The organism is Photorhabdus sp. RM322S, from assembly GCF_042879395.1.
GTDB classification, from domain to species: domain Bacteria; phylum Pseudomonadota; class Gammaproteobacteria; order Enterobacterales; family Enterobacteriaceae; genus Photorhabdus; species Photorhabdus khanii.
This window is the reverse complement of sequence record NZ_JBHFKW010000027.1, coordinates 1-23,018: the sequence shown is the minus strand read 5'-3', so window position 1 is coordinate 23,018 and position 23,018 is coordinate 1. Positions and strand designations below refer to the sequence as shown.

The 23,018-nt window shown below is 41.2% G+C and carries 17 protein-coding genes; 8 read left to right on the top strand and 9 right to left on the bottom strand.

Annotation, left to right across the window (positions count from 1 at the left end):
- Positions 1–204 precede the first annotated feature (204 nt).
- Both ACGF63_RS15905 and ansB read right to left on the bottom strand, forming a co-directional pair.
- Positions 205–1,578, bottom strand: coding sequence for an IS4 family transposase (locus tag ACGF63_RS15905; protein WP_387631958.1), 1,374 nt, complete (start codon positions 1,576–1,578; stop codon positions 205–207).
- Positions 1,579–1,756: 178 nt separating this feature from the next.
- Positions 1,757–2,800, bottom strand: coding sequence for an L-asparaginase 2 (gene ansB / locus ACGF63_RS15900; protein ID WP_152962835.1), 1,044 nt, complete (start codon positions 2,798–2,800; stop codon positions 1,757–1,759).
- 152 nt (positions 2,801–2,952) lie between these two features.
- On the opposite strand from ansB, the gene ycaO reads away from it, so the two are divergent.
- From ycaO to ACGF63_RS15870, 6 genes are all read left to right on the top strand, one after another.
- Positions 2,953–4,716 carry a 30S ribosomal protein S12 methylthiotransferase accessory factor YcaO gene (gene ycaO / locus ACGF63_RS15895; protein ID WP_387632008.1) on the top strand — a complete coding sequence of 588 codons (1,764 nt, stop codon included), beginning with the start codon at positions 2,953–2,955 and terminating at the stop codon, positions 4,714–4,716.
- A 325-nt stretch (positions 4,717–5,041) separates the two neighbouring features.
- Positions 5,042–5,899 carry a formate transporter FocA gene (gene focA / locus ACGF63_RS15890; protein WP_387631955.1) on the top strand — a complete coding sequence of 286 codons (858 nt, stop codon included), beginning with the start codon at positions 5,042–5,044 and terminating at the stop codon, positions 5,897–5,899.
- A gap of 54 nt (positions 5,900–5,953) precedes the next feature.
- On the top strand, positions 5,954–8,236 hold the full coding sequence (gene pflB / locus ACGF63_RS15885) for a formate C-acetyltransferase (protein ID WP_387631952.1): 2,283 nt from the start codon (positions 5,954–5,956) through the stop codon (positions 8,234–8,236).
- A gap of 74 nt (positions 8,237–8,310) precedes the next feature.
- On the top strand, positions 8,311–9,051 hold the full coding sequence (gene pflA, locus ACGF63_RS15880; RefSeq protein ID WP_387631949.1) for a pyruvate formate lyase 1-activating protein: 741 nt from the start codon (positions 8,311–8,313) through the stop codon (positions 9,049–9,051).
- Positions 9,052–9,235: 184 nt separating this feature from the next.
- On the top strand, positions 9,236–9,556 hold the full coding sequence (locus tag ACGF63_RS15875; RefSeq protein WP_387632006.1) for a DUF4225 domain-containing protein: 321 nt from the start codon (positions 9,236–9,238) through the stop codon (positions 9,554–9,556).
- A gap of 250 nt (positions 9,557–9,806) precedes the next feature.
- A complete protein-coding gene (locus ACGF63_RS15870) occupies positions 9,807–10,652 on the top strand; it encodes a DUF4225 domain-containing protein (RefSeq protein ID WP_387631946.1) in 846 nt (281 codons plus the stop codon).
- Positions 10,653–11,097: 445 nt separating this feature from the next.
- Here ACGF63_RS15870 and ACGF63_RS15865 read toward each other — a convergent pair whose 3' ends face one another.
- Positions 11,098–11,577: an Hcp family type VI secretion system effector gene (locus tag ACGF63_RS15865; RefSeq protein WP_132352117.1), complete on the bottom strand. Its 480-nt coding sequence runs from the start codon at positions 11,575–11,577 to the stop codon at positions 11,098–11,100.
- A gap of 462 nt (positions 11,578–12,039) precedes the next feature.
- Here ACGF63_RS15865 and ACGF63_RS15860 point away from each other — a divergent pair, with 462 nt between their 5' ends.
- Both ACGF63_RS15860 and ACGF63_RS15855 read left to right on the top strand, forming a co-directional pair.
- A complete protein-coding gene (locus ACGF63_RS15860; RefSeq protein ID WP_387631944.1) occupies positions 12,040–12,837 on the top strand; it encodes a BPSS1780 family membrane protein in 798 nt (265 codons plus the stop codon).
- 654 nt (positions 12,838–13,491) lie between these two features.
- Positions 13,492–14,292, top strand: coding sequence for a BPSS1780 family membrane protein (locus ACGF63_RS15855; protein ID WP_387631941.1), 801 nt, complete (start codon positions 13,492–13,494; stop codon positions 14,290–14,292).
- A gap of 336 nt (positions 14,293–14,628) precedes the next feature.
- On the opposite strand, the gene ACGF63_RS15850 is transcribed toward ACGF63_RS15855, so the two are convergent.
- The 6 genes from ACGF63_RS15850 to ACGF63_RS15825 all read right to left on the bottom strand — a co-directional run.
- A complete protein-coding gene (locus tag ACGF63_RS15850) occupies positions 14,629–16,752 on the bottom strand; it encodes a M48 family metallopeptidase (protein WP_387631938.1) in 2,124 nt (707 codons plus the stop codon).
- Positions 16,753–17,086: 334 nt separating this feature from the next.
- Positions 17,087–17,647 carry a rhomboid family intramembrane serine protease gene (locus ACGF63_RS15845; protein WP_036850979.1) on the bottom strand — a complete coding sequence of 187 codons (561 nt, stop codon included), beginning with the start codon at positions 17,645–17,647 and terminating at the stop codon, positions 17,087–17,089.
- Positions 17,648–18,048: 401 nt separating this feature from the next.
- Positions 18,049–19,338: a serine--tRNA ligase gene (gene serS / locus ACGF63_RS15840; RefSeq protein WP_036850977.1), complete on the bottom strand. Its 1,290-nt coding sequence runs from the start codon at positions 19,336–19,338 to the stop codon at positions 18,049–18,051.
- Between the two features lie 104 nt (positions 19,339–19,442).
- Positions 19,443–20,786: a replication-associated recombination protein A gene (locus ACGF63_RS15835; protein WP_387631934.1), complete on the bottom strand. Its 1,344-nt coding sequence runs from the start codon at positions 20,784–20,786 to the stop codon at positions 19,443–19,445.
- Between the two features lie 8 nt (positions 20,787–20,794).
- The gene (gene lolA, locus ACGF63_RS15830) at positions 20,795–21,406 is read right to left on the bottom strand and encodes an outer membrane lipoprotein chaperone LolA (protein ID WP_036850972.1); all 612 of its coding nucleotides are present in this window, start codon (positions 21,404–21,406) and stop codon (positions 20,795–20,797) included.
- 71 nt (positions 21,407–21,477) lie between these two features.
- Positions 21,478–23,018: DNA translocase FtsK (locus tag ACGF63_RS15825; RefSeq protein WP_387631931.1), on the bottom strand; the 1,541-nt coding region annotated here is incomplete at its 5' end.

Sequence of the window (23,018 nt, the reverse complement as noted above, 5' to 3'; positions counted from 1 at the left end):
TTTAGGCTTGCCGTTTATGCAGCAGATTTTCTTTGGTGGGTGCTGCTGCTAAACACCGTGTTGTTACTGGTGTACTTATCCAGATTTGCGACGATGCTTTCACATTGGATCCGGGGAGAAAATATCCCCCCAAAAGGGAGCAAAAGTTAGGCGGTGGGATTATCCGTTTGAAGTAAAAGACCACCTCCCTAGGCTGTCTCTTGATCACAAGTCTTGCTGGATAGAATGCGCCAGTTCATAACCTTCAAGGATGGCTTGTAATTTTAGCCATCCTTCCCACAACGTTTTGACTGATGCTCTACCATTTTGTTTGCTATTTTTCCAACCACCTAATTTTGCAAGATGTTCATAGGCCCATTTAGCGGTAGGTGGGGTTTCAGGAAGCACGGTTTTGACACTTTTCAGCCAAAGCAGTTTCCACGCTTTTGGTGACAATATTTTTTCACAGTTAATCTCTTCAAGTTGCTCATTAGCAAATTTTAACTGGAATATCCTTACCGCTAAGAAGGCATAAATTGTGGCTAATCTATCTAGATTATTTTTGCTTTGAACTCTCAGTTTTTCTACATCAGTCCCCTCACTTTTCCAGATTTTATGATATTCCTCTATTAGCCAGCGTTTTTCGTAATAACCCATGATCGTAAGAGCATCTTCTTCATTATGGATCGGTTCACTCGTTAAAATAGGCCAAATGAGCTTCTTATCCTCACTGCCTATTTCTGAGCAGCCGACGTAGTAGAGAGGGATCGCATTTCCCGTTTTATTGGACGGGGTTTTTAATGTTACAGGCGCATATTTTATATCAAGAGTCACGACTTTTGCCTTCCGTCCTCCTCTTTGAGCTACGCGTATTTGTCGTTGCCCAGCACTCTTAAGCTCTGCGACAAATTGGTATAATTTGTTTGCTCCTTCAAGGATATGTCTACTCATCATTGAACGAACCACAAAACGTTGGTTATTTGATACTTTATAGGTTAAATAGTCATAAATATCTGCTTCACGATCACAGACAGAAATAACATTTGTCATTGCCTCACCTAAACGAGAAGTCATATTTCTAGAGGCTCTTTCCCATTTATATCCTTCTTTATCTTCATAGGGTCGTTTAAGGCCATGACGACGAATGCCGCGAGTTTTTATATCTCTTGTCCACCGTTGTTGCTCTATCAGCCCAACAAGGTCATTTTTATCTGGCGCATATAACAAAATGCTGTGGGCGAAAAGTCCTCGCCAGCGGTTACCTTGATTTACATGTCCTAATTCTTTCCGTATCGAATGATGCTGATAGCTCAACGTTGTTGTGTCTTCCAAAGCAAGGAGTAATGGGTATTGCTCAATCTGATTTGCCGTTGCTGTAAATCCCGCCTCGGCAATATCTTGCGAGGCAATATTATCATTGCGAATGAATCGATAAGCGCCTTCCATACTGGCTGGAGATAATGAAGATTTTACAACGGATTTACCGGGGTGTAGGGCTAACTCTGAAACCATTTTGACTAATCTTGCGGCTCTTCTTGGGTCACCGAGTTCAGCGTGGCCAAACTGCGCTTTAGCCCATTCAATATTGCTTTTAATCATCACAGAAATCCTCAAATTAAACACTTTGAAGATCTGATCACGAGGAAAGTATTTAGTTCAAAAAATCCTTCACATTAAGTGAAGGACTTCTGTATAAGAGACAGCCTCCGCAGGAGGTGGTTTTCAGTTAAGAATAAATATCAGGGCGCACAATACGCCCTGATGTCTCGGAATTCACTCAATATTTAACAAACATCTCGTGAATTTTTACCGGATCATGAGTTTTAGTCAGTGCTAATTGTAAAAGCACTCTGGCCTTTTGTGGATTCAAGCGTTCAGATGCCACAAAACCATATTTGCTATCATCCACTTCCGCATCCTGAGTGACATATCCTACCGGTACACGGCTTGCTCTCACGACCACAACCCCATCTTTAGCGGCTTTAGCCAGGGTATCGAAAATCGCTTTGTACATATTACCGTTGCCCACACCGGCGCTGACAATCCCTTGATAGCCATCATTTAGTAGTGCTTTCGCTGGCAGATCAGAAGCATTCGCATAGTTATAAACAATGCCGACTTTTGGCAGCTTATCCAGTTTGCTGACATCGAAAATAGCCTTGTCCGCTCTCGGCTTCGCTTCAGTGTAATAATTGACTTTGCCATTATGAACAAAACCTTCAGCACCAGCATTAATTGGCTGGAACGCCTGAACTTCAGTCGTACTCATTTTCACCACGGTACGCCCGCTGATAACCGCATTATTCATTGCCATCAACACGCCACGGTTGGCTGATTCTTTATCACTTGCAACCACGACTGCGTTATACAGATTTAACGGGCCATCAGCACCAAGCGCCGTAGATGGGCGCATTGCGCCAACCATCACAATCGGTTTCTGGCATTGAGTTGTCAGATCGAGGAAATAAGCAGTTTCTTCCATCGTGTCTGTGCCGTGAGTGATAACAAAACCATCGGTTTTATCACAATCAGCGTTGATTTTTCTCGCCAGTGTCAGCCACACCTGATCATTCATATCCTGTGAGCCAATATTAAATACCTGCTCACCTTTCAAGTTGACAATATCTTTGATTTCAGGAACAGCATCGACTAATGCATCAACCCCAACTTTTCCAGCAACATAGCTGGATTCAGTCGCAGACTTACCTCCACCTGCAATCGTTCCTCCTGTTGCCAAAAGTGTAATATTTGGCAAAGCCAAAGCAGAACCGCTGATTAATGCCAATAAACTGGCTAAAGCTGTTTTGTTAATCTTCTTCATGCTGATTCCTTAATAAAAAATATCCTGTCCGATTATGAATGATGATAACAATAAATCTGTGATGCGTACTAGACTTTATAGTAAGGAATAGAGCTGCCGAAGAAAAACTCGTATGATGAGCGCTCTGTAATGAGCACTCATAAGTGAATACCATGACGCAAACCTTTATTCCCGGCAAAGACGCCGCACTGGAAGACTCAATCAATAGCTTTCAGCAAAAACTGCAACATCTTGATTTTAATATCGAAGAAGCCTCATGGCTGAATCCGGTCCCTCATGTATGGTCAGTTCATATCCGCGACCGCGATTGCCCTTTATGTTTCACCAACGGCAAAGGTGCAAGTAAAAAAGCCGCTTTAGCTTCTGCTTTAGGGGAATATTTTGAACGTCTGTCAACCAACTATTTTTTTGCTGATTTCTATTTAGGGCAGGCTATCGCTAACGGTGAGTTTGTCCATTACCCCAATGAAAAATGGTTTGCTTTACCGGATGATGATTCCCTGCCGGAAGGCATTCTGGATGCCCGGTTACGTCAGTTTTACAATCCTGACAATGACTTATGCGCAAGTCAGTTAGTTGATTTGCAATCAGGCAATAAAGAACGTGGTATCTGCTCACTGCCGTTTACCCGTCAATCTGATAACCATACTGTCTATATTCCAATGAATATTATTGGCAATCTTTATGTTTCCAATGGGATGTCAGCAGGCAACACGGTTAATGAAGCCAGAGTTCAAGGGTTATCAGAAGTTTTTGAACGCTATGTAAAAAACCGGATTATTGCGGAAGGCATCAGCCTGCCAGAAATTCCCCAAGAAGTGATGAATCGTTATCCTGGGGTTGTTGAAGCGGTTAACAAATTACAGGATGAAGGCTTCCCACTCTATTGTTATGACGCTTCTCTTGGTGGACAATTCCCGGTTATTTGCGTCGTTCTGTTTAATCCCAATAATGGTACCTGTTTCGCCTCTTTTGGTGCTCATCCTGAATTTGGTGTGGCACTGGAACGTACAGTTACCGAACTGTTGCAGGGCCGCAGTCTGAAAGATCTGGATGTGTTCAATGCCCCCACTTTCGATAATGAAGAAGTTGCGGAACATACCAATCTGGAAACCCACTTTATTGATTCGAGCGGATTAATCAGTTGGGATCTCTTCAAGCAAGATGCTGATTATACATTCGCTGACTGGAATTTCAGCGGCACCACAGAAGAAGAATTTACCACCTTAATGACTATCTTCAAGCAACTGGATGCGGAAGTTTATATTGCTGATTACGAACATCTTGGTGTTTATACCTGCCGTATTCTGGTGCCGGGTATGTCTGATATTTATCCCGTGGAAGATTTGCATATTGCCAATAACACCATGGGGATCCACCTGAGGGAAACTTTATTCGCGCTACCGGATAGTCAATGGCAACCGGAAGAATATCTGGCCCTGCTTGAGCAATTAGATGAAGAAGGTCTGGACGATTTTACCCGCGTCCGTGAACTGCTTGGCATAGCTGTTGGTAAAGACAATGGCTGGAGCAATTTACGTATTGGTGAACTGAAATCCATGTTAGCGCTGGCAGGTGGTGATCTGGAACAAGCACTGATTTGGGTAGAGTGGACTCAGGATTTTAACGCCTCAATCTTTACGGCTGAACGGGCTAACTATTATCGCTGTCTGCAAACATTGCTTTTACTTGCTTTGGAAGCGGATAAAGCGCCTTCGCAATATTACCCGGCATTCATAAAAATGTACGGGCAGGATGCTGTTGAAGCAGCGTCAGCGGCTATTTCCGGTGAAAATTGTTTTTATGGCCTGTGGTCAATTGATTCAGATTTAAAATCACTGGCTGCTCATCAGGCTTTATTAGCCGCTTATGAGAAGTTGCAAAAAGCAAAATATCATTTCTGGAACGCCAAATAATATTCAATTTGGCTGAAAAGATAATTTATTATTAAAAGTAAAGTTCAGGTTAAATTAAGTTTATTTAAAACAACAAATAAATAACAAATTAACCTGAAATTTTACTTGTTGAATTGCCTTTCAATAAGCGAATAAAAAAATACAATAAAATTTAAAAAAAATTTAATTCACGTAACTCAATAAATTTATTAATATTTTATCCATTCAAGTCCATCAAAACAGCGTTTGCTCTCTGAGGATTATGATCTATATCAAATTTAGCCCCAAGAGCCTTTGTTACTATCATTACGTACAATAACTAATGAATAATAAAGAGAATGTTAGTATGCGAGCTGACAACCCTTTTAACTTATTGCCACCTGCGGTAATGACACAAATCGCCGATGATCTTGGTGTTTATAAAACCACCAAACATCCTGCAATAACCTATATGTCAGCCATCACTGCCGGGGTTTTTATTTCTATTGCATTTGTCTTTTATATTACCGCCACCACAGGAACCGCCTCTATCCCTTACGGGCTGGCTAAATTAGTTGGCGGAATTTGTTTCTCCCTCGGATTAATGCTAGTTGTCGTTTGTGGCGCAGACTTATTTACTTCCACTGTGCTCACGATTATTGCTAAAGCAACCGGGCGGATAACCTGGAACCAAATGTTTAAAAACTGGATTAACGTTTATTTGGGTAATCTGATTGGCGCGCTATTTTTCGTCACGGTAATATGGTTTGCCGGTCAATATAATGTTGCTAATGGATTATGGGGCCTAAACGTACTACAAACGGCTGACCATAAAGTACACCACACGTTTATTGAAGCCCTGTTTTTAGGCATTCTCGCCAATCTGATGGTTTGCCTCGCGGTTTGGATGAGTTATGCCGGACGGAGTTTAATGGACAAAATATTTGTCATGATTTTACCTGTGGCCATGTTTGTCGCCAGCGGCTTTGAGCACAGTATTGCTAACATGTTTTTAATTCCGCTTGGTATTGTTATTAAGCATTGCGCACCAACTGAATTCTGGATCAATGTGGGAGCGACACCTGAACAATTTTCTCAACTCACCCTTTCACACTTTATTACTGACAATTTAATTCCGGTCACTATCGGTAACATTATCGGTGGCGCAATTTTGGTGGGTTTGACTTACTGGTTAATTTATCTGCGTAGCGAGCAAAAACATTAATTAGCGCCCTCGCCGGGTTTCTCAAAAGTTCGATTATTAAAAGGTAGAAGTATCATGACTGAATTAAATGAAAAATTCTCTGTAGCATGGCAAGGTTTTAATCAGGGTGACTGGCAGAACGAAGTTAACGTTCGCGACTTCATCCAAAAAAACTATACACCATATGAGGGTGATGAATCTTTCCTGGCAGATTCGACCAAAGCAACTGATGCCCTGTGGGAAAAAGTCATGGAAGGTATCAAAATCGAAAACCGTACTCATGCGCCGGTTGATTTTGATACTGATGTTGCTGCTACCATTACCTCTCATGACGCAGGTTACATCGAAAAAGATCTGGAAACTATCGTCGGCCTGCAAACTGAAGCCCCACTGAAACGCGCCCTGATCCCATTTGGCGGCATCAAAATGGTGGAAGGATCATGTAAAGTTTATGGTCGTGAACTCGATCCTAAACTGAAACAAATTTTCACTGAATATCGCAAGACACATAACCAGGGCGTGTTCGATGTTTACACTCCAGATATTCTGCAATGCCGGAAATCCGGTGTTCTAACGGGTTTACCTGATGCCTATGGCCGTGGTCGTATCATTGGTGACTATCGCCGGGTTGCGGTATACGGTATCGACTATCTGCGTGATGATAAATTCGCCCAATTCAACTCATTGCAGGAAAAACTGGAAAACGGTGAAGATCTGGCGATAACCATTCAGTTACGCGAAGAGATTGCCGAACAGCATCGTGCTCTGAATCAAATTAAAGAGATGGCCGCTAAATACGGCCATGATATTTCTGGTCCCGCAACTAATGCTAAAGAAGCGGTACAGTGGACTTACTTTGCTTATCTGGCGGCGGTTAAATCTCAGAATGGTGCCGCTATGTCCTTCGGGCGCGTGTCCAGTTTCCTGGATATCTATATCGAACGGGACCTGAAAGCCGGCAAACTGACAGAAATCGAAGCTCAGGAATTGATCGACCATCTGGTCATGAAACTGCGTATGGTTCGCTTCCTGCGTACACCTGAATATGATGAACTGTTCTCCGGTGATCCAATCTGGGCAACAGAATCTCTGGCCGGAATGGGCGTGGATGGCCGTACTCTGGTGACCAAAAACAGTTTCCGTTTCCTGAACACTTTATACACCATGGGCCCATCGCCCGAACCCAACATGACTATCCTGTGGTCTGAAAAACTGCCTGTGAGTTTCAAAAAGTTCGCCGCAAAAGTTTCCATCGACACCTCATCTTTACAGTATGAGAACGATGATCTGATGCGTCCTGATTTCAATAACGATGACTACGCTATCGCCTGTTGTGTCAGCCCAATGATTGTGGGTAAACAGATGCAATTCTTTGGCGCCCGCGCAAATCTGGCGAAAACCATGCTGTACGCAATCAACGGCGGCGTGGATGAAAAGTTAAAAATACAGGTTGGCCCAAAAGAAGAGCCAATGAAAGATGACGTACTGGACTACGATAAAGTGATGGCCCGTATGGATCATTTTATGGATTGGCTGGCAAAACAGTATGTTACCGCACTGAACATCATCCACTATATGCATGATAAATACAGCTACGAAGCGGCATTGATGGCGCTGCATGATCGTGATGTTTACCGTACTATGGCATGTGGTATCGCCGGTCTGTCTGTCGCTGCTGACTCGTTGTCTGCCATTAAGTATGCCAAAGTCTCACCGATCCGTGACGAAGACGGTTTAGCTGTTGACTTCAACATTGAAGGTGAATACCCACAATTCGGCAACAACGATCCACGGGTTGATGATATCGCCTGTGATTTGGTTGAACGCTTCATGAAGAAAATCCAGAAGCTGAATACTTACCGTCACTCCGTGCCTACTCAATCAGTTCTGACCATCACCTCTAACGTGGTATATGGCAAGAAAACCGGCAACACGCCTGATGGACGCCGCGCTGGCGCACCATTTGGCCCCGGAGCTAACCCAATGCATGGCCGTGATCAGAAAGGGGCCGTCGCTTCCCTGACCTCTGTTGCTAAACTACCATTCGCCTATGCAAAAGATGGTATCTCTTATACTTTCTCTATCGTGCCGAATGCGTTAGGTAAAGATGATGAAGCACGTAAAACTAACCTGGCAGGTCTGATGGATGGTTACTTCCACCACGAAGCAACCATTGAGGGTGGTCAGCACCTGAACGTCAACGTAATGAACCGGGAGATGTTGCTGGATGCAATGGAAGACCCTGAAAAATATCCTCAATTAACTATTCGGGTATCGGGTTATGCCGTGCGTTTCAACTCATTGACGAAAGAACAGCAACGGGATGTGATCACCCGTACTTTCACGCAATCTATGTAATAATGTGTTGCCAAAAGGCCCTGAATTCTGGGGCCTTTATTCATTTATCCCGTCAGTTTTGGAGCAATCCTATTATGTCCGTACTTGGCCGTATTCACTCTTCCGAATCCTGTGGCACTGTTGATGGCCCAGGTATCCGGTTTATCGTCTTTTTTCAGGGCTGTCTGATGCGCTGCCTCTATTGCCATAATCGCGATACATGGGATACCCACGGTGGTAAAGAAGTCACTGTCGAAGAATTGATGAAAGAGGCAACGACCTATCGTCATTTTATGAACGCCTCAGGCGGAGGCGTTACCGCATCGGGTGGTGAAGCCATTCTTCAAGCTGAATTTGTACGTGACTGGTTTAGAGCCTGCCATGCCGAAGGCATTCATACCTGTCTTGATACCAATGGATTTGTCCGCCGTTATGATCCGGTTATTGATGAACTGATGGACGCGACTGATCTTGTTATGCTTGATTTAAAACAGATCAATGATGAAATCCACCAAAAGCTGGTGGGTGTTTCAAATCATCGCACTTTGGAGTTTGCCCGCTATCTGGCTAAACGTCATCAAAAAACCTGGATTCGTTACGTTGTTGTTCCAGGCTGGTCCGATGATGATGGGTCCGCTCATATGCTGGGTGAATTTACCAGCAATATGAAAAATATTGAGAAAATTGAGCTTCTGCCTTATCACGAACTGGGTAAGCATAAATGGATTACCCTAGGTGAGGAATATAAGCTGGAAGGTGTTAAACCGCCGGCAAAAAAGACAATGGACAGAGTGAAAGGTATTTTGGAAAGCTATGGGCATAAGGTTGTGTATTAATTAAATACTTAACTTCTATCTCTGAAATAATTATTACCTCAGGAAATTATATACCCTATGGATTTCAAGATGCATCGCGACGGCAAGAGAGCGAATCCCCGAGAGCATAGCTAACTATGTGACCAAGGTGAGCAAGTGCAGCCAACAAAGAGGCAACTTGAAAGATAACGGGTATATTTAAGCAATTAAGGAGAATGCCATATTAACATATGTTTTAAAAGGTGTAGGTATAGTTGCCGGTGTCGCTCAGGTTGTTGCGGGATATTTATATAAGGGACATTTACGCCAAGGATACGAAAAAGGATTTGAATCATTAGGATTTGACAAAAAAACAGGTAATCTCGTTTATGGTGGCGTTGATATAGCTCTATCTGGCTATGGATTATTAAGAAACATCCTAAAACCAGAAATTTCATCTGTAAGATTCTATTTACAAATAATTACCTTATTACAACATGAATTGTTTATATATCCATTAATAGCAATCAATTCACTAAACATCTAAACAAATTAAAGAAGTAATTTTATAGGCAATACTTACATCCTAATTTCTCCGTAAGACAAGAATACATTCAGGAAATAACCGAAGAACTGCTACTTATATTCCCAGGCTAACGCTCCTGCGTCTAAAACACGTTTAAGAAAATATCCTTAGTAGGCAAAAATAAATATTGACTTATGATTTGCATGGTATACTTTTAGTACACTGCATTAATTAAGATCAAGTTAAATTTCAAAGAAACAGGTTGTTTGTTATGGACACTTTAGATGAATTCTACGAAAGAAACCCTTGGGCCAGAGGGTACTTTGATAATAGTACTAATGCAGAAAGGAAACTTCTAAAAATTCAGATGGATAAACAAAATGAGTTGATGGTACTCATGGATAGAGTTGCCAATAAATATATGAAATGGAGCCTGGCTAAGGACCATTTTATCCATGAAGTTATTGCTTACTCTGAAGATATCACCGCAAAGATAAATACGGGGGAACTTTCGATCTCTGAGGCAATAGCGTCATTAGATGAAGAAATGCGATCGTTAGAAAAACAGGATGTAATGCTTTCTCAAAAGAGCGTAAGGCAAGCGATCGTTGTAAAGAAAAAAACGCCAGATGAGAATACTAAGAACAAGAGAGATGAAGTAGTCAATTTGATTATTGCATGGATTGGATTTGTATCTGGAAGTATACAACTCCTTGGTGGGTTTATTGCTATTGATTCCCTTGTTGGAGCAGCACCTGGAGCACTATTGATGGCTCATGGCTTTAATAACATTATTGAAAGTGAGCATTATATCCTTTATCGTGAGAGCTATACGGGACCAGTCAAATTTGTCTATGAAGGGGTTGGAGAAAAAGCTTTTGGAATGGATAAGCGCAATGCTGATGTGATATATACATCGGTTGATGTTGGTATGTCCCTGAATGGATTACTTGGCTATAAACTTGAGCCAGATAGTCAAAGATTATATCGGTATATAAATGCTGATTTGCTTGATGGTTTAAAAAGACAAGGTATAGAAACAATGAATTACAAAGAGATCGCTTTTGAAATTATAGGAGATGTAAATACTGTATATGGACAATACAAGTCATATTAGGAGGTAAAAAATGGGCTATGTATACATTATATTTTCTTTATTCATACTTTATCCTCTATATTTTACTTTTAAAAAGCTCTTAATGTCTTATAGTGTTTACGTTAACTTTTCAGCAATCTTGCTTTTGATAGCATTTATCGCTTTTCATTTATACATCTTTAACTTTGACTATATTCCGTTTTTCGGCGTGTCTACTTCAGACGATGATTTTGTGTTTTACAGTTCTATTGTACTGGCTATATTATGTAGTATTACATATATGATTGCACACGATAGAAGTAGAAAAGGTTTATAATTATTAAAAGGTAGATTCACATAATAAATACAACATCCTTAATTCTTGTCCTACTTTGCTGTATTCCATATTGGATTTCACATAAGAGATTTTATAGGAAAAACAGCTGATTTTTTCAGGTAAAATAAAACTATTTTACCTGAAAATAAATTAATAAATGCGATCATCCCAAATACTATAAGCACTAGTCCCTGCTATATGATGAGTCCATGTGATACTCTTATATCGCAAAGAGATTGTTTCTTGCGACTGTGAGCCTGCATGTGTTATCGAATGAGGATGATAAACAGCTAAATCAGTTATCGTCGCATCAATCACTTTTATGGTGTAATACAACTCCTGAATGCCGGATTGATTCGTTCTACAAATATCAAAGAAAGCATCTAATATTTCATTATCTGAAATCGCTACCCCCAAAAGCGGTGACGACTTATCAACAGGTTTTTTAAATGTTATAGGATGGTGATTAACATTTTGATCTCGGGTTAGAGAATGAGTGAGATTATATACAAATATCTTATCTATATGATCTAGATGACCTTTATTCCCTATTGAGTCTATAGATGAACAACCTGCCGATATCAACCCCTGCTTACGGCCTCTCAACGTTAAATAAATTAAGTCTGACATATACACTCCTTCTTAGTGTTAAAATACCGACGACTTACTATTAATACGAGATTTCATTCTACATAAAAAAATCCAAAACAGAAATGAACAACCCCGCCGCAAGCAGCGGGGTATCAAACCAATGGCCAACTACAGAGTAGTTCGCCCCAAGGGGCGGGGAATTAGACCCTAAGAGATTAAAATTTCTGATTTCAGGGATATATTTCAATTAAACTCACCCCTTAAATAACACCGAAACACTTTGTTACAATTATTTTCAATTTGATACAATTAGAAACACTTAGCAACATATTGAATTTGAATTGACCAACATTCTTGGCTTATTTATTATAATTAGCACTTGTCGATTAACGAAATTAATATAATATATATTCAGATTCCTCAAATAGTGATATCTTTTCAAATGAAGACAAGAAAAGCTATTTAACCTAATATTAACTAACAGATAAACTGGAAAAATTCATGAATAATCAAGATCTAAGTTCTAATCCCAATATACCTGACAATAAAGAAGTGTTTATTCCTGGTGGTCAGTCCCTTGATGGGGAAAATGGAATAAAATGGATTGGTCAGGCATGGAATCTCGTCAAAAACAAATTAGGCATGTGGGTACTGCTCAATATTATCTATCTGGCTATTATTATGGGTCTCCAGATGATCCCTCTTCTTGGGTTGTTCGCTGGAGTTTTAGGCCCAATATTTATTGGCGGTATTATTGCAGTGTGTGAAAAACAGAGTACTACCGGGCAATTTGAGCTAGGGCTGTTATTCAGTGGATTTCAGAAAAATTTTACATCACTGCTTTGCGTTGGTGCTTTATCATTTGGCATTATAATCCTTGGCATAATCGCAACACTCATTGTCGGCGGTAGTACAATGATTCATACCTTATTATCCAGCCAACAAGGGAACATCTCAGCCGAAATGCTCCAACATAGCCTATCTACGCTATTTCTCAGTACCTTTGTTATATTTATCTTCTACATCGTTGCTCTCGCTTTAACCTGGTTTGCACCAGCATTAATCATTATCCATAATTTAAAATTCGGGGCTGCTGTATCAATGAGCTTGGGAGCGGTGAAAAAGAATTTATTACCTGGATTCTTGTTCTTCTATATCATCGGGATAATTATCACAATTTCCATCATTACCTTGGGTTTAGGTCTTTTCGTCGTTATACCAATATTTTTGGTTAGCTATTACTCATCTTATCGCAGCATTTTTATCGGTAAGGAAAAATCATCTACTTTGCTCATATGACACATCCCATCCTGATCGGGCGGAATTTTCCATTTCATAGGCTGTTGTTCTGCGCGCAGAATCTGAAACCAACCTCAGTGAGCAGAAACAACAAGTCTTGCCGCCTTGAAATCCATTATCCCTCTATGCCGTATATTCATTGGGTATTAATATCCCGGTTATGCTCTGTCCCACATTCCAAACATTTCCAATGACGGACAAGTTATATCGTATACGCAGGTTGCATAACTCTAACTTGAGCGTGAAGAGAAAATTTGATTAAGAGATTAACTAAGTAACTAATTTATTCTACGTCCATTTTGAACATTTCGACACAATTCATATGATTGAATAAAATCAGCCAAATAATATTTCGACCATCTCAAATTATCTGAGATATAAGCATTAATTAGACTATATAAAAGACAGTAATATATTACATGAACGACTTAGCTATTTAAGTTATATTTGGAATATTTTTATACAATTAAAAATATTCAGCTATGTATTACATAGAAATACACCAATATTTTTGGCTTATTACTCCTATTTAGTACTTGTTGATTAATAAAATTAATATAATATACCTGCCGGCTTTCTCCAGCTACTGGAACTCCTGAAGTACAGACAGAAAAAGCTATTTAATATAAATCAACAATTAAATTGGAAAAATACATGGATAATAAAAACTTAAGTTTTAATCCCCAAGCAACATCTGGCAATCAGGAGGTGTTTATTCCTGGTGGTCAGTCACTCGATGGGGAAAATGGGATAAAATGGATTGGTCAGGCATGGAATCTCGTCAAAAGTAAATTGGGTATGTGGATACTGCTTAACATTGTCTATTTAACTATTGTGTCTGTTCTCCAGTTTATTCCTCTCCTTGGGATATTTGCCGGGATTCTGAACCCAGTATTTCTTGGTGGTATTATTGCCCTGTGTGAGAAGCAAAGAACTACCGGAAAATTTGAGCTAGGGCTGTTGTTCAATGGATTCCAGAAAAATTTTGCCGCGCTGCTTGGCGTTGGTGCTTTGTCATTTGGTATTATGCTCCTTGGTATTATCGCAATGCTTATAATCGGCGGTAGTGGAATGATGAACATTCTATTAGCCAGCCAATATAGTGAGCCTTCAGTTGATATATTCCAAAATGGTGTGTCCTCGTTATTTCTTGGAGCCGTTGTTCTGATAATCTTCTGCATCATTGCTGCTGCTTTAACCTGGTTTGCACCTGCCTTAATCGTTCTCCATAATTTGAAATTGGGTGCCGCCATATCAATGAGTTTAGAAGCAGTGAAAAAGAATTTACTGTCTGGTTTATTATTCTTTACCATGATGACAATCATATTCATAATCTCTATAATTCCTTTCGGCTTAGGTCTTTTAATCTCTATGCCGTTAATTTTGGCTAGTTATTATTCATCTTACCGCAGCATTTTTATCGGTAAGGAGAAATTATCCATTTTAGTTAGCTAAAAGATACATCTATTTTTTACCAAATCCAGTAATTTGATTTTCAGTAAATGAGTAAATAATAGAAATGTAAAAGAACACCTCCTTAGAAGGTAATGCGGTTCGGTTAAGATACCTTGAACAGCTCCGCATCTTTGAAATAATTCAGAGAATCCCCTCTTCTCTGGATTATTTTATGCTCCAGCAGGATATTGAACTGGTCATTGAGGTACTGGGCTCTCCTTTTTCCGGTACAAAATTGATCCTTTGTTGAAATGGAAATAACCATACGAAATTCAAAAATCAGTGATTATATCCATTATTACCAGCCCGTTATCATAAACGGGCTGTTAGTTGTCATTAATCAAATTGATGCTGATTCAAAGCATGTTGTGCATGAGCCGCTTGAAGATAGTTGTGGATCATTTCAATGACTTTTTCATCAGATATTTTTTTGCCATTGGCTTTCAATGTTCCCCCAAAGCTATAAAAGATACGGCGTTTTTTCTTCTTCAATTTACCTCCGCCTAATCGCTTTTTAGGCGTCATATCTGGCAGAGTGGCATTGTCTGCCAGCTCCAGTGTTAATGTACTGACTTTAAAGAAAAAAGAATCAAACGTCATGTAATTGAAATCAATAATATTATGCAGAGGATAAGGTGTCTGAAAATCAGGGCCACTGATTTTTGTTGGCTCCAAAATTATCATGCTGTTTTTACAGCGTTTATAGATGATAATTGCAAATAACAAACAAAGTAAGTTCACTAAGATAATTACAGAGGAGATTGAAAGTATTCCCAATATATTCTCTGAATGAGTTCCTTCTATAATGAAAGACAAAAGGAATCCACTGCCCACAATAACCATGAAGGTAAGAGTCAGAATAAACATAAGATTACGTTTACTGGATACGGTCAATGTGGTGGCTTCAGATGACACCGCCACCTGCTCCTCCCAAATTTGTTTCTGCTCTTGATAATACTCGCCAATTTCACCTGACAGGTTTTGCGTCAGTTCCATCGAAAGCGCTTTAGCATCGGCAAACAGATCATCAATATTATCGTAATATCCTGCTTCAACCGGACGCGAAGCATAATCCAGCAATTCCTGATCTATTGGTTGCTCTAGTGCTTCAATACGTGATTTGGTTGTTGGATGGGTATCCGTTGGGTGAGTAAACTCATTTTCCAAGAACTGACCTGCATCAGGAATGCCGTTTTCGCGCAGGTTATCAATAATGACAGGCAACAAATCATCGGCTTTCAATGTACCTTCAAACAACGCTGACAATTGCTTGTTAACTGCCTCGCTCACCGCAGAAATACGTAGCAGAGAGCTAGAAATAGCTTGAGTACTACTCAATCTGGCACCCACAGCATCGGCGGCATATTCACGGATACGGCTCCAATGATTAACCGCAAAATCAAACTGTTGGATGAAGAAGATACCCAAATAAATAGAAGGACTCATAACCAAACGGCTATAGTAATCTTCTCCATCCTTGACGTTACTGATCATCACATCAATGCTGCGGCTCATGCCCGCATAGATCGGTGAAAAATGGAGACTGTAGGTGGTATCTTCACCAGTAAAATGCCCTAATTCATGGCCGATCACCGCAGCGGATTCTTCACGGCTCAACAATGCTCCGTAGATTAGCGGGAAGTATAAGGTACGACCTTCAAGCACCTGTTCATTGTTGATGCAGACAGGGTAGGAAGTTACAAAGAAACATTCCGTCAAACCGACAACAATATTGTCTGGTGGCGCTGTACCGACTTGTTCAGCTAATTCATTGATCCATTGCCATAGGCCGGGTGCTTCCTCTAGAGTCACGGGTTTTCCCATCAAATGGGAAGCTGAAGGGGAAAACATAGCAAAACAGTGTTTGAGTTTCGCAATACCCTTAATAATGCACCACAGGATTGCCAATGCTGCCATACCTGCAATAGCAACAATTTTTACCCCGCCACCCCTCATTTCAAAATTATTAATAAACCAAAGTATTTCATAGCTGATCAGGGAAAAAATACTGAGGCCAATCAATGTCATCTGCCCAACAAGAATAAAGGGTAGTAACCGACGACAGCGATCAAATACCTTCAATAATTCATCACGGGATTTGCGGGCCACAATACCACTGCGCATACACAATAAGATCGCGGATCCGCCTAACAACAGTGATAATACACCACCGCCAATCGTTCCTAGATCCAGAATTGATTGAAACTCATTGAATGTGACTTCTTCGCTGCTAAGTATCTCATTTGTTTTATTAAGGATTTGATTGGCGGTAAAAGAAGTGCCGTTGATTTCCATTGTAACGTTGGGATCGGTTTTCAACAACTGTGTCGCTTCGGCATGTAAAAATTTGATACCGTTGAGGGCTTCAGTCAGTTCACTGGTTCGGTAATATTGCCAACCACCATAACAGCTTAATACTAATGGCAGAACAAGTAACCAAAGGAAGAGTCTATTACGCATTGAATATATCCTGTTTATATTCTTATTGACGTTATATTATTTGCTTTTTTCAAAGCATAAATTATAAGATCTTGTTTCATAAAAATAAAGTTCATTGCTCTGTTTGAAACAGAGTTAAATTGAATTCTGTTGAATGATATGGAATACGACTCTTAATTCAGAAATGAGATCATGATTAAAAGTCGCAATATTATATTCCTAAATATCCCAAGTTGTCATTCTACTTTGAATGGTAATTTATTCTTGGAGTAAAGGTAACTAAGTCTATTTTCTTACTGTTTATATTAATGAATATCTGAAATGGGGATAATCTACTATCCCCAGTATCATAAAACTAATGGCCTGTTATTATCCATTTCTTTGACAACCAAGAAAAAATCAGCCCAGATATCGCGCCAAAAATATGTCCTTCCGTTGAAATATCCTCTTGCCACGGTAACAGGCCAAATACGATCCCACCGTAGTACACAAATACCAGAATCGCAAAGAAGAAATCTTTTGTTCTTCTCAGGAAAAAGGCGTTAGCCAGCAGTAATCCCCATAGGCCAAAAATCCATCCACTGGCACCAATATGAATAGCAGTGCGTCCAAATAACCAGACTAATGTTCCTTCCACAAAGATAATAAACAGGCTGGCTAGTACATAATAACGAATGGAGTGTGTCATAAGTAACGCACTCAGTACTAATAATGCGGGGAGATTGCTAAACAAGTGCTCCCAGTTACTATGTAGGAATGGAGACAGTGGAATGCCAATTAATCCTTGAGCATATCGGGGAATAATACCGAAATTACTTAGTGCGCCACCGGTTAAAGTATCAAGCAATTGGGTTATGATCAGTATTACTGCTAATCCTATTAGAATACGAAGGTGTTGTTTTAACCATATTTTCACTGGGTTGTTGCCTTATAATTTATTGTAAATCAAAACGAATTTTGCTTTCAAATAAAGGTGTTATGATCAAAGTTGGCACCACCATATCCTGAAAGTTTGGAATTTAACAATTTTGATGTGAGAGCTAAATTCGATTCTGGCACAATAAATTTGATTTGGTCATTAAAAAAATTATATATCAAATTGATAATTTATTAGAGTTGTATCCTTTATGTCAATAAAATTAAATTTTCGTTTTTTTGTTACCACTAAGTAATTAGTTGATTTAACTTAAAGAATGCTACGGATCACAATACTATAATGTAATTTTATTCACTCTGGGATAATTCCTCTTTAGGAGGTGGCTTAAGGTTGAAAATAAAAAAGCGCCAAATTGGCGCTTTTCATTAACACAATAATAATCAACCTATATATTCTAAACCGCCCATATATGGACGTAATACTGCTGGAATTTCAATGCGGCCATCGGCTTGCTGATAGTTTTCCATGACAGCAACCAAAGTACGGCCAACAGCCAAACCAGAACCATTCAGGGTATGAAGCAGTTGAGTCTTCTTATCGTCTTTGCCACGGAAACGCGCCTGCATACGGCGAGTCTGGAAATCCCACATGTTAGAACAGGAAGAGATTTCACGGTAAGTATTCTGAGCTGGTAACCACACTTCCAGATCGTAAGTTTTACATGCACTAAAGCCCATATCACCCGTACACAGTAAGACCTTACGATAAGGGAGGTTCAGTAATTGCAACACCTTCTCTGCATGACCGGTCAGCTCTTCAAGCGCATTCATTGATTCGTCAGGATGAACAATCTGGACCAATTCAACCTTATCAAACTGGTGCATCCGGATCAGGCCACGGGTATCACGGCCATAAGAACCCGCTTCTGAACGGAAGCACGGTGTATGAGCCGTCATTTTCAGTGGCAATTCACTTTCATCCAGAATCTCACCACGAACCAAGTTCGTTACCGGTACTTCAGCCGTCGGGATCAGCGCGTAATGGCTCGCTGCTTCCTCTTCCAAAGGCTTAGTATGGAAAAGATCTTCACCAAATTTCGGCAACTGCCCCGTACCATATAAGGTGTCATGGTTAACCAGATAAGGAACATAAGTTTCCAGATAACCATGCTGCTCAGTGTGAAGGTTCAGCATAAATTGCGCCAAGGCACGATGCAAACGGGCAATTTGCCCCTTCATCACCACAAAGCGCGAACCGGTCAGTTTAACAGCAGCGGCAAAATCCAAGCCATTCGCCAGTTCACCTAATGAAACATGATCTTTGATTTCAAAATCATATTTATGTGGTTCACCCCAGCGGCTCACTTCCAGATTATCATTCTCATCTTTACCTATTGGTGCAGAGTCGTCTGGCGTATTAGGAATACTTAACACCAAATCGCGGATCTCAGCCTGAAGTTTTTCCAGTTCGGATTTCGCTGTATCCAACTTCTCACCTAACTGGTTCACTTCCTGACGTAATGGATCAATATCTTCACCACGGGCTTTTGCCGCACCAATAGTTTTCGATCGGGAATTACGTTCTGCTTGCAGGGTTTCAGTTTCAACTTGTAAAACTTTGCGGCGCTCTTCTTGTTTGCGCAGCGTATCCACGTCAAGGGTGTAGCCCCTGCGAGCCAGTTTTTCGGCGACTGCGTCTAGCTCATTACGCAGTATGTTTGGATCGAGCATGCTTGTCCTATGCTTGTCGTTATTAAGTTAGATGATGTGAATAGACCCACAAGTTTATGGGCCATAAGATATTTTTACCCGTCAACCTTACCGCAACAGCAACATCAGCGATAGCGTTTTATCGGGCTATTTTGATCCTGTTCAGCAAGCCAGGCGAGTTTATCGCCTATTTTTCCTTCCAAACCTCTATTAGCCGGCTGATAATAGCGGGTTTCCCGCATTTCAGACGGAAAATAAACTTCACCGGCAGCGTAGGCGTTAGGTTCGTCATGAGCATAGCGATATTCTTCACCAAGCCCCATCTCTTTCATCAATTTTGTCGGCGCATTACGCAAATGTGCAGGGACATCATAGTCAGGCTTTTCCCTTGCATCAGCCAGCGCTGCTTTAAACGCGGTATAAACAGCATTGCTTTTCGGCGCACAGGCAAGATAAACAATCGCCTGAGCAATCGCCCTTTCACCTTCCGCTGGCCCAACTCGGGTAAAACAATCCCATGCAGCAATGGCGACCTGCATTCCCCTGGGATCCGCATTGCCAACATCTTCCGAAGCAATAGCCAGTAAACGACGGGCAACATATAGCGGATCGCCACCCGCGGTAATAATTCGGGCATACCAGTAAAGCGCAGCGTCAGGCGCAGAACCGCGCACAGATTTATGTAATGCTGAAATTAAATCGTAATAACGATCGCCTTTATTATCAAAACGGGCACTGCGCTCTCCGCTAACTTCATTCAATAGCTCCGGTGTCAAAACCCGTTGTCCCCGAGCATTGGTTTCTGCCATATCCGCCATCATTTCCAGCAAATTCAGTGAACGACGGGCATCACCAGAAACCAGCTCTGCAACCATGTGACGAGTGTTTTCCGGCAAAACAATATCCTGACCATGATAACCACGCTCTTTATCCTTCATGGCTTGATCAAGCACTTGTTCAATCTCTTCTATCGTCAATGATTTAAGCAGATAAACACGCGCCCGTGAGAGTAATGCCGAATTCAGCTCAAAAGAGGGGTTTTCTGTCGTAGCACCAATAAAGGTAATCGTGCCATCTTCAATATGTGGCAGAAAAGCATCCTGTTGGCTTTTATTAAAACGATGTACTTCATCAACAAATAAAATAGTTCTGCGCCCTGCATTCCGGTTTTGACGCGCTTTTTCAATAGATTCACGTATTTCTTTAATACCGGAAGTGACCGCAGATATGCGTTCAATATTCGCCTTCGCGTAATATCCAATAATTTCAGCTAATGTTGTTTTCCCCGTTCCAGGCGGCCCCCATAAAATCATGGAGTGCAGTTGCCCCGCCCGAATAGCTCTTGGCAATGGTTTTCCTTCAGCCAATAAATGCTGCTGGCCGATATATTGCTCTAATGTCACCGGCCGCATACGCGCGGCCAGTGGCTGGAATTCATTTTGTGAAAAATCGAGTGACAGGTTGCTCACTTAAAACCTCACTGGCGCTGATCATCCAGCGTAATGCCTTTCGGTAATGTAAAACTGAACTTTGCCGCATCCACATGGGTATTTTGCTGCCCTTTTAATTGATAGATACTTTTTTGTCCATCCTGCTCAACAGCCGAGAATTTCTGGATAGTGCCATCAGCCGTTACAGTAATAAAAAAGCGCTTCAAATTGCCATTGATATTATTCGGCGTCAGTTCAAAATCATTCCCTTTCTGGCTGATTTTATATTGAGACCAGTCTTTAGCATCGTTACGGGTAATTAGCATAAACGGCGTGTTACCCGTGGCATCTTTCAGCCAGTTGGCCGTTACCTGCTCAACAAACGGATTATAGAACCACAACGTTTTACCATCCGAGACCAAAACACTTTCATCAGGTGATGTCATATGCCAGTTAAACAGGTTTGGGCGTTTAACCCACAATTGACCTTCACCTTGCTGAATTGTTGCACCATCATCACTGGTTACTGTCTGAGTAAAGCTGGCATGAAAACTATTTACTTTGTCTAAACGTTCCTGCAAATCCTGGCTGGCATTTGCCCATGCGGAACTGATACCCATGCCAGCCATCAAACAACCCATCAATATTAGCTTCTTCATGTAAGAGATACCTTTACTCAGCGTTATTACCCGGTGTATTTGTTATCGGAATTGTCCGAGTTTAAAATTAATTATCCGCGCTCATGTGGCGGTGGTGCCAATACTCCACGATTGCCATTATGGCCTGGAGCACTGACAATCTGCTGTGCTTCCATCTGCTCTACAATCCGCGCAGCACGGTTATAACCAATACGGAACTGACGTTGTACACCAGAAATCGATACCCGCTGTTTTTCAGTAACGAATTCAACAGCCTGATCGAACAAGGCATCCAGTTCTTCATCACTGTCAAGACCTAAGCCACCTTCAGCATCATCACCACCACTGAGGATACTGTCAACATACTCAGGACGACCACGGGCTTTCCAGTCATTAACGACTTCATGAACTTCCTGATCCCGGACAAATGCGCCGTGAACACGCACCGGAATAGAGGAGTTTGGTGCTAAGTAAAGCATGTCCCCCATTCCTAAAAGAGATTCAGCACCACCTTGATCAAGGATCGTGCGGGAATCAATCTTACTGGAAACCGTAAAGGCAATACGGGTTGGAATGTTAGCTTTAATCAGGCCGGTAATAATATCGACAGATGGACGTTGAGTCGCCAAAACCAGATGAATACCGGCAGCCCGGGCTTTCTGCGCCAAGCGAGCAATCAATTCTTCTACTTTTTTGCCAACGGTCATTATCAGATCAGCAAATTCATCTACCATGACAACGACATAAGGCTCTTTTTTCAGCACAGGATGAGTGATATCCATGCTGTCGCCAGGTTTCCAGAATGGATGAGGAATGGGGCGGCCCATCTCTTCCGCCTGTTTAACCTTTTCGTTATAACCAGCCAGATTACGTACACCCAACGCGGACATCAGTTTATAGCGACGTTCCATTTCATTAACACACCAGCGCAGTGCATTCGCTGCGTCTTTCATATCAGTAACAACTTCAGTCAACAGATGCGGAATGCCTTCATAAACCGACAATTCCAGCATTTTCGGGTCAATCATGATAAAGCGGACATCCTCCGGTTTTGCTTTATAGAGAATGCTGAGGATCATGGCGTTGACCCCAACAGATTTACCCGAACCGGTTGTACCCGCCACCAGCAAGTGAGGCATTTTGCCCAAATCAGCGACAACCGGCTGACCACCAATATCTTTACCCAGCACAATTGTCAGTGGCGATGGATTATCGCGGAATTTTTCGCAATCCAATACTTCACGCAAATAGACCGTCTGACGTTTTCTATTCGGCAACTCCAAACCAACATAGGGTTTACCGGGAATAACTTCAACAATACGTACCGCTACCGCAGACAAAGAACGCGCTAAGTCTCTTGATAAGTTGGAAATACGTGATGCTTTAACACCGGGAGCCAAATCCAGTTCAAACCGGGTAATCACCGGACCTGGCGAGGAACCAACCACATCAGCTTTAACCCGATAATCACTCAGACGTGCTTCAATCAAACGGGAAGTTTGCTCAAGGGCAAACATATCAACTGGTTCCTCTTCTGCCAGCGGGCTGGCTAACAGATCAAGCGAAGGCATTGGCGTCGTTGGTTTTGGTAATGATTGATCATTACGAACCAGAAATGGATGAAACAAGCTAT

Bases quoted from the DNA above. Each gene is read 5' to 3' on its own strand.
- focA (WP_387631955.1), top strand. From the start codon at position 5,042: ATGCGAGCTGACAACCCTTTTAACTTATTGCCACCTGCGGTAATGACA.
- serS (WP_036850977.1), bottom strand. From the start codon at position 19,338: ATGCTCGATCCAAACATACTGCGTAATGAGCTAGACGCAGTCGCCGAA.
- ACGF63_RS15855 (WP_387631941.1), top strand. From the start codon at position 13,492: ATGGATAATAAAAACTTAAGTTTTAATCCCCAAGCAACATCTGGCAAT.
- ACGF63_RS15860 (WP_387631944.1), top strand. From the start codon at position 12,040: ATGAATAATCAAGATCTAAGTTCTAATCCCAATATACCTGACAATAAA.
- pflA (WP_387631949.1), top strand. From the start codon at position 8,311: ATGTCCGTACTTGGCCGTATTCACTCTTCCGAATCCTGTGGCACTGTT.
- ansB (WP_152962835.1), bottom strand. From the start codon at position 2,800: ATGAAGAAGATTAACAAAACAGCTTTAGCCAGTTTATTGGCATTAATC.
- ACGF63_RS15870 (WP_387631946.1), top strand. From the start codon at position 9,807: ATGGACACTTTAGATGAATTCTACGAAAGAAACCCTTGGGCCAGAGGG.
- lolA (WP_036850972.1), bottom strand. From the start codon at position 21,406: ATGAAGAAGCTAATATTGATGGGTTGTTTGATGGCTGGCATGGGTATC.
- ACGF63_RS15850 (WP_387631938.1), bottom strand. From the start codon at position 16,752: ATGCGTAATAGACTCTTCCTTTGGTTACTTGTTCTGCCATTAGTATTA.
- pflB (WP_387631952.1), top strand. From the start codon at position 5,954: ATGACTGAATTAAATGAAAAATTCTCTGTAGCATGGCAAGGTTTTAAT.
- ycaO (WP_387632008.1), top strand. From the start codon at position 2,953: ATGACGCAAACCTTTATTCCCGGCAAAGACGCCGCACTGGAAGACTCA.
- ACGF63_RS15905 (WP_387631958.1), bottom strand. From the start codon at position 1,578: ATGATTAAAAGCAATATTGAATGGGCTAAAGCGCAGTTTGGCCACGCT.
- ACGF63_RS15865 (WP_132352117.1), bottom strand. From the start codon at position 11,577: ATGTCAGACTTAATTTATTTAACGTTGAGAGGCCGTAAGCAGGGGTTG.